Genomic DNA, 10,490 nt, shown 5'->3' with positions numbered 1-10,490 from the left:
CCGCTGTCCTTCGCCCAGCAGCGCCTGTGGTTCCTGGACCGGCTGCGGCCCGGCGACCCCCGCTACAACAGCGCGGTCGCGGTCCGCTTCACCGGCCCGCTGGACCAGGAGGCGCTGAGTGGTGCCCTGGCCGCCGTCGTGGCCCGGCACGAGGCCCTGCGCACCACCTTCGAGGAGACCGACGGCCGCCCGGCGCAGCGCGTCGACCCGGCGGGCCCGGTGCCGCTGCCGGTCCGCGACACCACCGACCTGGACGCGGACCTGAGAGCGGAGTACGCCCGCCCCTTCGACCTGCGGCACGGTCCGCTGCTGCGCGCCCTGCTGCTGCGCGAGTCCGCCGTCTCGCACGTCCTGCTGCTGACGGCCCATCACATCGTCACCGACGGCTGGTCCATGGGCGTCGTCCTGGACGAGCTGTGCACCGCCTACGACGCCCTCGCCCGGGGTGCCGCGCCACAACTGCCGCCGGTGGCCACGCAGTACCCGGACTTCGCGGTGTGGCAGCGCGCACAGCTCTCCGGCGCCCGGCTGGACGGCCAACTCGCGCACTGGAAGGAGCGGTTGACCGGCGCGGTGGCACCGGAGCTGCCCCTGGACCGGCCGCGCCGCGGCGAGGAGGCGGGCACCGGGGCCGTCCACGGCTTCACCGTCCCCGCGGCCCTCACCACCCGGCTGCGCACCCTCGCGCGGGAGCAGCACAGCACCCTGCACACCGCCCTGGTCGCGGCGACACAGGCCCTGCTGGCCCGCTGGTCGGGACAGGACGACATCACCGTCGGCTCCCTGACCCCCGGCCGCTCCCGCACCGAACTGGAACGCACCGTCGGTTTCTTCGTGAACACCGTCGTGCTGCGCACCGCGGTGGACCGGTCCGGCTCCTTCCGTGAGCTGCTGGCGCGGACCGCCGACACCGTCAACGACGCCTTCGCGCACGGCGACACGCCGTTCGAACGGGTCGTGGAGGCGGTCGGCGCACCCCGCGAGGCCGGCCGCAACCCACTGTTCGACGTGTTCGTCCTGCTGCACCCCGATCCGCCCGCCGCGACCGCCCCGCACGGCCTCGCCACCAGCCAGGTCGAGGTGCCCCGGCAGGCGGCCACCTTCGACCTGAGCGTGGAGTTCGTACCGGACGGCGAGCGCCTGACCGGGCTGCTGGAGTACCGCACCGACCTGTTCGACGCGGCCACGGCCGAACGGCTGGCGGGACAGCTGCTGCGCCTGCTGGAGGGCGCCGCCGACACCCCGGACCGCCCCCTGGGCACCCTGCCGCTCCTCTCCGAGGAAGAGACACGCCAGGTCCTCGCCTTCGGGAACCCCGGCACCCACCACCCCGCGCCCGACGCCCTGCACACGGAGCTGTTCGAGCGCCGTGCCGCCCGCACCCCGGACGCCCTCGCCCTCGTCGCGGGCGGCGAACGGCTGGACTACGGCACCCTCAACGCCCGCGCCAACCGGCTCGCCCACCACCTCATCGCCCGCGGCGCGGGCCCGGAACAGCTGGTCGCGCTGCGGCTGCCACGCACCGCCGACATGATCACCGCGATCCTCGCCGTCTGGAAGTCCGGCGCCGGCTACCTCCCGCTCGACACGGCCCTGCCCGAAGAGCGCGTCCGGTACCTGATGGACGACGCCCGCCCGGCCCTGGTGCTGGACGAGGCCGCCCTGCGCGCCGTACCCGCGACCGCCCCGGACACCGACCCGGCCGACGCCGACCGGCGCGCCCCGCTGGACGCGGAGCACACCGCCTACGTCATCCACACCTCCGGCTCCACCGGCCGCCCCAAGGGCGTCGCCGTGTCGCACCGTTCGGCGGCACACCTGCTCGCCGCGCACCGGGCGGGCTTCGTCGCCGAGGCGGGCGGCGGCCCGCTGCGCATCGCGCTCACCGCCTCGTTCTCCTTCGACACCTCCCTGGAGGGCGTGCTGCTGCTGGCCGACGGCCACCCCCTGCACCTGGTCGACGAGGTGACCCGGATGGACCCGGCCGCCCTGGTCGAGTACGTCGTCGAGCACCGCGTCGACTTCCTCGACGTCACCCCCTCCTATCTGCGCCAGCTGCTGCCCGCCGGGCTGCTCACCGACCCCCGGCACCACCCCCGGGTCCTCATGCTCGGCGGCGAGGCGGTCGGACCCGCGCTCTGGCGGGAGCTGGCCGCCCACCCGGACGTGACCGCCCACAACTTCTACGGCCCCACCGAGTGCACCGTGGACGCGCTGTCCTGCCGCATCGACGGCGGGGACCGCCCGCTGGTGGGCCGCCCGCTGCCCGGCGTGCGCGCCTATGTGCTGGACGACCGGCTCCAGCCGGTACCGCCCGGGGTCGGCGGCGAGCTGTACCTCGCGGGCGGCCAGCTGGCCCGCGGCTACACCGGCCGCCCCGGTCTGACCGCCACCCGGTTCCTGCCCGACCCCTACGGGCCCGCCGGGACCCGCATGTACCGCACCGGCGACCTGGCCCGCTGGACCGCCGACGGCCGCCTCGACTACCTCGGGCGCGCCGACGACCAGGTCAAGGTGCGCGGCCACCGCATCGAGCCCGGCGAGATCGAGGCCGCGCTGCTCGCGCTGGACGGCATCACCGCCGCCGCGGTCGTCGCCGTACCCGACGCGCACGGCCACAGCCGGCTCGCGGCCTACGTCGTGCCCGCCTCCGGCGCCCCCCGGCCCGTCCCCGCCGAGCTGCGGGCGGCCCTGCGCCGGGTGCTGCCCGACGCCTGGGTGCCGTCCTCCTTCACCGCCCTTGACGCGCTGCCGCTGACCACCAGCGGCAAGCTGGACCGCCGCGCCCTGCCCGCCCCGGAAACCCCGGCGGCGGAACGGGAGTTCGTCGCCCCCCGCACCCCCGAGGAGGACACCCTGGCGGCCGTCTGGGCCGAGGTGCTCGGGGTGGACCGGGTCGGCGTCACGGACAACTTCTTCGAGCTGGGCGGCGACTCCATCCTGAGCATCCAGGCCGTCTCCCGGGCCCGTGCCGCGGGGCTGCGGATCGGCTCGCAGGACGTCTTCCGGCATCAGACGGTCGCCGACCTGGCCGCCGCCGCGAGCCTGCGCACGGCCGCCGTGTCGGCGCCCCGCCGTCCGAAGCAGGAGGGGCCCGCCCCGCTCACCCCGGTCCAGGAGTGGTTCTTCGCCACCCACGGCCCGCTGCGGCACTTCAGCATGTCGATGCTGCTCGACCTGCCGCACGACCTCGACGAACGGGCCCTGGAACAGGCGCTCACCGCCCTGGTCGCCCGCCACCCGGCCCTGCGCACCCGCTTCGTCCGCTCCGGCGACACCTGGCTCCAGCACCCCGCCGCCGCCCCGGACGGGCCGCCGCTGACCCGCCACGCCCCCGGTACCCCGCCCGCCGAGGCCGCCGAGTCGGGCCGCGCCGCCCTTGACCCGGCCACCGGGACCCTGCTGCGCGCGGCCCTGCTCCCCGGCGGTCCCCGCCCGCGACTCTTCCTCACCGCACACCACTTGGCGGTCGACAGCGTCTCCTGGCGGGTGCTGCTCACCGGCCTGGCGGAGGCCTACCGGCAGGCGGCGGCGGGGGAGCGGCCCCGGTCCGAGCCCGAGCACACCGCGTTCGCCGACTGGGCACGCGAACTGACCGACCTGGTACGGGCCGGCGCCCTGGACGACGACCTGCCCTACTGGACACGGGAAGCGGCCCAGCCCCGCACCCCGCTCCCCGTGGACCTGCCCGGCACCCCGCTCGCCGGATCCGTGCGCACCGTCCGCACCCGGGTGGACCGCGCCACCACCGAGGCGCTGCTGCGGCGTGTGCCGACGGCGTACCGCACCCAGGTCAACGACGTACTGCTGAGCGCGCTGGGCCGGGTGCTGGCCGACTGGACGGGCACCGACCGGGTGACCGTCGCGCTGGAGGGCCACGGCCGGGAGGAGGACCTGGCCGAGGGCACCGACCTGTCCCGCACGGTCGGCTGGTTCACCACCCAGTACCCGGTCACCCTGACCCCGGCCGCACCGGACGACTGGGGGAGCACCCTCAAGGCCGTCAAGGAGCGGCTGCGGGCGGTACCCCGGCGCGGCCTCGGCTACCAGGCCCTGGCCCACCTCGGCTCGCCCCGCCCGGAGGCCCGCGCCCTCGGCGAACTCCCGCTGCCCCAGGTGTGCTTCACCTACCACGGCCAGTGGGAGGCGCCCGGCGGCGGCGACTTCGCACCCGTCGCCGACGTACCCGGCCGGGACACCGACCCCGCCGAGCCGCTCGACCACCTCCTCGACGTGTCAGCCCTGGTCGCCGACGGCGAGCTGGAGATCACCTGGCACTACAGCGACCAGGTGCACCGGGCCGACACCGTACGGCGGTTGGCCGACGGCATGGTGCGGGCGCTCGGCGCGATCACCGAGCACTGCGCGCGACCCGGCGCGGGCGGCCGTACCCCTTCCGACTTCCCGCTGGCCCGCCTCGACCAGGCCGCGGTGGACCGCGTCGCCGGCGACGGCCGGGACATCGAGGACCTGCTGCCGCTCACCCCGCTCCAGGAAGGCATGCTCTTCCACCGGCTGGTCGGCGGACCCGACGACGTGTACGTCGACCAGGCCGCGCTGCTCCTCGAAGGCGTCACCGACCCCGGTGCGCTCGCCGAGGCCTGGCAGCACGTCACCGACCGCACCCCCGCCCTGCGCGCCTCCGTGGTGTGGGAGGGCGTGCCGGTCCCGCTCCAGGTCGTGCACCGCCAGGTCACCGTGCCCGTCGAGCAGGTGGACTGGCGGGAAGTGGACCCGGCGGAGCGGGACACGCGCTGGGACCGGCTGCGCGCCGACGACCTCGCGCGCGGGCTGGACCTCACCGCCGCCCCGCTGATGCGGCTCACCCTCGTCCGGCTGCCCGGGGACCGGCTGCATCTGCTGTGGACCTCCCACCACCTCATCCTGGACGGCTGGAGCCTGGCCCAGGTCCTCACCGAGGTGTTCGCCGAGTACACGGCGCTGACCACCGGCGGCACGCCCCGGCCCCCGGCCCGCCGGCCGTTCGGCGACTATGTGCGCTGGCTGGCCGGGCAGGACGGCGCGGCGGCCCGCGCGCATTGGCGGGACGTCCTCGCCGGGTTCGCCACACCCACCCCGCTGCCCGCCGACCGGGCCCGGCGCCCGGGGCACGAGACCCGCTCCGCGGGCCTGCACACGGCCGCCCTGTCCGACGAGGTCTCCGCGCGGCTGGCACGCACCGCCCGCGCCGCCGGGCTCACCCTCGGCACCGTGGTGCAGGGCGCCTGGGCGCTGCTGCTGTCCCGCTACGGCGCCGAGCCGGACGTGCTGTTCGGCACCACCGTCTCCGGGCGCCCCGACGACCTGCCCGGCGTCGAGTCGATGGTCGGCATGTTCATCAACACCCTGCCCACCCGGGTCCGCGTGGACGGCCGCCGTACCGCCACCGCCTGGCTGCGGGAACTCCAGGAAGCGCAGGCCGACGCACGGCGGTTCGCGGCGGTGTCCCTCGCCGAGCTGACCGCGCTGAGCGACGTGCCGTCCGGGAGCGCGCTGTTCGACAGCATGGTGGCCTTCGAGAACTACCCCTTCGACGAAGCCCGTTCGACCGGCGCCGGGATACGCCTCGCGGACGTCTCCGCCCGCGACGCCACCAACTACGCCCTCGTGCTGCGTGCTTACCAGGGCGACCGGTTCGGCTTCGACCTCGCCTACGACCCCCAGCTGTTCGAACCCGCGACCGTACGGGACCTCGCCGACCGGCTGTGCCTGCTGCTCACCGAGCTGGCCGACGACCCGGAGCGGCCGGTGCGCGACCTCGCCTGGATCACCGCCGAGGAACGGCGGCGCCTCCCGGCCGAGTGGAACGGCACCGAGGAGGGCCGGCCCGCCGACACCCTGGACGGCCTCTTCACCGCCCAGGCCGCCCGCACCCCCGGCGCCGAGGCCGTCAGCTGCGGCGCCGACCGGCTCGACTACGCCACCCTCGACGCCCGCTCCGGACGTCTCGCCCACCGGCTCGCCGAACTCGGCGCCGGACCCGAGACGTTCGTGGCCCTGGCACTGCCCCGCTCCACCGACCTCGTCGTGGCCGTCCTCGCCGTACTGAAGACCGGCGCCGCGTATCTGCCGATCGACCCCCGGCTGCCCGCCGAGCGGGTACGGCACCTGCTCGCCGACGCCGCCCCGGTGGCCCTGGTGACCACCAGCGGGGTCGACGCCGACCCTGTCGTACCCCTGCTGCTCCTGGACGACCCCGAGGTCCGCGCCGACCTGGCCCGCCGCCCGGCCGCGGGACCGGCCCGCCGCGCGCTGCCCGAGAGCCCCGCCTACGCCATCTACACCTCCGGCTCCACCGGCCTGCCCAAGGGCGTGGTCGTCCCGCACGCCAACGTGGCCCGCCTGTTCACCCGCACCCGGCACTGGTTCCGCTTCGGCGCCGACGACGTGTGGACGCTGTTCCACTCCTACGCCTTCGACTTCTCCGTGTGGGAGCTGTGGGGCCCGCTGCTGCACGGCGGCCGGCTGGTGATCGTCCCCGAGGACACCGCGCGCTCCCCGGAGGACTTCCTGCGGCTGCTCGCCGACGAACGGGTCACCGTCCTCAACCAGACCCCCTCCGCGTTCTACCCGCTGATCCGGGCCGACGCCGAACTCCCCGACGTCAGCGCCCGGTTGGCCCTGCGTACGGTGGTCTTCGGCGGTGAGGCGCTGGACGTGGACCGGCTCGCCGACTGGTATCTGCGCCACCCGGACACCGCGCCGCGCCTGGTGAACATGTACGGCATCACCGAGACCACCGTGCATGTCACCTACGCCCCGCTGGACCGCTTCACGGCCCGCACCGGTGCCGCGAGCCCCATCGGCACCGGCATCCCGGACCTGCGGGTCCATGTGCTGGACGAACTGCTGCGGCCCGTGCCCCCCGGCGCCGTCGGTGAACTGTTCGTCGCCGGTGAGGGCCTGGCGCGCGGCTACCTGAACCGGCCCGGCCTCACCGCGACCCGGTTCCTCGCCGACCCCTTCGGACGGCCCGGCACCCGCATGTACCGCACCGGGGACCGGGCCCGCCGCCGGGCCGACGGCTCCCTGGAGTACCTGGGCCGCGCCGACCAGCAGGTGAAGATCCGCGGCTACCGCATCGAACCCGGCGAGATCGAGGCCGCCCTGCACACCCACCCCGGCGTCGGCGCCGCCGCCGTCGGCGTGTACGAGGACGCCACCGGGACCCGCCGCCTGGTCGCCCACGTCGTCGGCACCGGCACAGGCGAGCGCACCGCGGCGCCCCCGACCGCCGCCGAACTGCGGGCCCATCTGGAGGGGTTGCTGCCCGCGCACATGGTGCCCGCGGCCTACGTGCCGATGGCCGCGCTGCCGCTCACCGTGAACGGCAAGCTCGACCGGCGCGTCCTGCCCGCCCCCGGCCCCGACGGCTTCGCCGCGGACCGCGAACGAACCCCCCTGCGCACCCACGCCGAACGGCTGGTCGCCGCCGCCTGGACGGACGTCCTGGACACCGACGAGGTCGGCGCCGACGACGACTTCTTCGCCCTCGGCGGCGACTCCATCCTCGCCGTGCGGGTCACCTCCCGGCTGCGCGCCGCCTTCGGCACCGACGTCTCACCCCGGCTGCTGTTCACCCACCCCACGCTGTCCGCCCTCGCGACCGCGCTCGGCGAACCGGGACCCGCGCACACCGCCGACGTGATCCCGGCCCTCCCCGCGGACGCCCCGGCACCCCTGTCGTACGCGCAGCAACGCCTATGGTTCCTCGACCGGTTCGAGCCCGGCAGCACCGAATACACCACCCTGTCCGCGCTGCGGCTGCGCGGCCCGCTCGACACCGGCGCCCTCGGCGTCGCCCTGGACGGCCTGGTCGCCCGGCACGAGACCCTGCGCACCACGTTCGCCGAACACGACGGGCAGGCACGGCAGATCGTCCACCCGGCGCGGCCCGTCGACCTGCCGCTGACCGAACTCCCCGACACCACGGCTCTGGACGGCTTCCTGGAGCGGACGGCCGCCACCCCCTTCGACCTGACCACCGGACCGCTGCTGCGCGCCCGCCTGGCCCGGCTGGCCGCCGACGACCACGACCACGTCCTCGTCCTGGCCGTGCACCACATCGTCACCGACGGCTGGTCCATGGGCGTGCTCGGCCGGGACCTGAGCGAGCTGTACGCGGCGGCCCTCGCGGACCGCCGCCCCGAACTGCCCGCGCTGCCCGTCCGCTACGCCGACCACGCCGCCTGGCAGCGGGCCCGCGCCGACCGGGCCGAGACCGAACTCGCCCACTGGCGGGCCGCGTTGGACGGCGTCACCCCGCTGGAGCTGCCCACCGACCGGCCGCGCCCCGCAGTCCGCACCCGCGACGGCGACCTGGTGACCTTCACCCTGCCGGCCGCCCTGACCGAGCGGCTGCGCGCACGCGGCCGGGAGGCCGACGCCACCCTCTACATGACGCTGGTGACGGCCTGCCAGATCCTGCTGGCGCGCTGGGCCGGACAGGAGGACATCACCGTCGGCACCGTGACCGCGGGACGTGACCGGCCCGAACTGCACGACGTGGTCGGCATGTTCGTCAACACCCTGGTGCTGCGCTCCCGGGTCCGTTCCGAACTGCCCTTCCGTGAGCTGCTGTCCGAGGTCCGCGGAACCGTCCTGGACGCGTTCGCCCACCAGGAGGTGCCCTTCGAGCGGGTGGTGGACGCCGTCCAGCCCGAGCGGGACACCAGCCGCACCCCGCTGTTCCAGGTCATGGTCGCCCTGCACAACCTCGACGCCGAGCCGCCCCGGCTGCCCGGCCTGACCGCCGAGCCGGTCACCCCGCCCGTCCGCAACGCCACCTTCGACCTGGCCTTCGACTTCGTCGAGACCGGCGGCGGCCTGACCGGCCATCTGGAGTACAACACCGGGCTCTTCGACCGCGACACCGCCCAGCGCCTGGCCGGACGGCTGCGCGTCCTGCTGGAGGCCGCGACCGAGTCCCCGGAGCGGGCCGTCGGCGCGCTGCCGCTGATGACCGACGCCGAGGAGCGGCAGGTGCTCCGCCACGGCGAGGGCACCCGGCTGCCCGCGCCGGACACCACCTTCCCCGCCCTGTTCGAGGCCCGCGCCGCCCGCACCCCGCGGCACACCGCCCTGGTCGCCCGCGACACCACGCTCGACTTCGCCACGCTCAACGAGCGCGCCAACCGGCTCGCCCACCACCTCATCGCGCACGGCGCCGGCCCCGAGGACGTCGTCGCCGTACGCCTCCCGCGCACCTCCGAACAGCTGATCGCACTGCTCGCGGTCGCCAAGACGGGCGCCACCCTGCTCAGCCTCGACCCCGAACTCCCGCAGGCGCGGACGGACTTCCTGCTCTCCGACGCCCGCCCGCACACCCTGCTCGCCGACCTCGCCGAGGTGCCCTGGGACCGGCTGCCCGCGCACGACCCGACCGACGCCGACCGCGTCCGGCCGCTGCTGCCCGGGCACACCGCCTACATCGTCTACACCTCAGGCTCCACCGGCCGGCCCAAGGGCGTCGCCGTCGAACACCGGCAGCTGGTCAATCTGTGCCACGACCACGAGAGGGGCCTGCTCGCCCCGCACACCGCCGACGGCCGACGGCTGCGGGCCGCGCTCAGCGCCTCCTTCTCCTTCGACACCTCCTGGGAGGGGCCGCTGCTGCTCGCCCTCGGCCACGAGGTGCATCTGATCGACGAGGACGTACGCCTGGACCCCGAGGCGTTCTGCGCCCAGGTCGCCGACCGCCGACTCGACCTGGTGAACGTCACCCCCTCCTTCCTGCGGGAGCTGACCTCCGCCGGACTGCTCGCCCCCGGCCGCCACCACCCGCGCCTGCTGCTCGTCGGCGGCGAGGCCGTCACCCCGGCCGACTGGCGCGAACTCGCGCGGGTGGAGAACGAGTTCCAGGTCGCCGTGTACAACATGTACGGGCCCACCGAGTGCACCGTCGACGCCGTCTACGGCCGTGTCGCCGACCGCCCCGACCGGCCCGTCATCGGCCGCCCCGGCGGCAACCTGCGCGCCTACGTCCTCGACAACGCCCTGCGCCCGGTGCCGCCCGGGGTACCCGGTGAGCTGTATCTGTCCGGCGCCCAGGTGGCCCGCGGCTACCTGAACCGGCCCGGCCTCACCGCCGCCCGCTTCGTCGCCGACCCGTTCGGGGCGCCGGGCGAGCGGATGTACCGCACCGGGGACCGGGCCCGCTGGGACCGCGACGGGCTGCTGGAGTTCCTCGGCCGGGTCGACGAGCAGGTCAAGATCCGCGGGTTCCGCATCGAGCCCGGCGAGGTGGAGGCCGCACTCCTCGACCACCCGGACGTCACCGACGCCGCCGTCACCGCACGCGAACACGCCGGGCGCCTGATGCTCGTCGGCTATGTGGTGCCGGCCGGCGACCGCGACCCGTCCGCCGACGATCTGCGCCTCGTGCTGCGCCGCACCCTGCCCGACCACATGGTGCCCACCGCGTTCGTCCCGCTGGCCCGCATCCCGCGCACCACCAGCGGCAAGACCGACCGGCGCGCCCTGCCCGCCCC

General features: G+C 75.6%; 1 protein-coding gene. It reads left to right on the top strand.

The annotated features are described in order from the left end of the window. Nucleotides 1–10,490: non-ribosomal peptide synthetase (locus CCN72_RS02125; protein ID WP_143664025.1), on the top strand; the 10,490-nt coding region annotated here is incomplete at both ends.

The sequence above is a fragment of the Streptomyces murinus genome (assembly GCF_002154555.1).
Lineage (GTDB): Bacteria > Actinomycetota > Actinomycetes > Streptomycetales > Streptomycetaceae > Streptomyces > Streptomyces murinus.
Note: the sequence above shows the minus strand (reverse complement) of the source record. Positions and strands in the feature narration are given on the sequence as shown.